This is a genomic window from Streptococcus oralis, from assembly GCF_003943395.1.
GTDB classification, from domain to species: Bacteria; Bacillota; Bacilli; order Lactobacillales; family Streptococcaceae; genus Streptococcus; species Streptococcus oralis_BF.
The window spans coordinates 1-679 of sequence record NZ_RJPJ01000031.1 but is presented as its reverse complement, the minus strand read 5'-3'; the positions used below and the strand labels follow the sequence as shown (position 1 = coordinate 679).

At 25.2% G+C, this 679-nt stretch carries 1 protein-coding gene; it reads left to right on the top strand.

Annotated elements, in window-relative coordinates; all coding sequences use genetic code 11:
• Positions 1–679, top strand: a 679-nt coding sequence (locus D8802_RS10215) for a hypothetical protein (protein WP_185758237.1), incomplete at both ends; no start/stop codon positions are given.

Sequence of the window (679 nt, the reverse complement as noted above, 5' to 3'; positions counted from 1 at the left end):
TTTAGTTAGAAATGATGAAAGTTATTTTACATTTAGTCCATTTCAAGATACTGAGCAATTCTTTATAAAAAAATCACTAAATAGTGGAATAAAAAAACAGTTTTGTGTACGTTATATCAATAAACTAGACTTAACAAATCCATTATGCCTAAATAGCCAATTGACCATTACGATTCAAAATTATAATCGAATAAATCAAGTAAGTGAAATGGAAAAAATCATAAAGATAATTTCAAAAATTATCAATAAAAGTTTGATTATAGAGGTACCTGTATCGATAAAAGAATATTTTCATAACTTTAACGGTTCTATACGATATACCTCTGATGTTAAAAAAGCTTCTTTACCTGACGTTGAAGGAGAGCATTATTATCTAAGATTATATACAGATTATTATGATGAAAAAATTGTTGTTGGAAATTTTTTACTGGTTGATTTCAATAAAGAAACTAACATTTCACAATTAGATAGTATTTTTTTTCAAGAACGTATAGGAATGATTCAAGAAAATGTAGAATATATTTTTCAGCGGAAAAAATATCACTATTGTTATCAATTATTAAAGAGTAAACAATTAGAAGAAATCAATATTCATCGCTTATTAAATGATTTTATAACTATATCTACCTTATTTGAGAACAATATTTTACCTACTGCAAAGGGGATTGGTAGTGAGTTG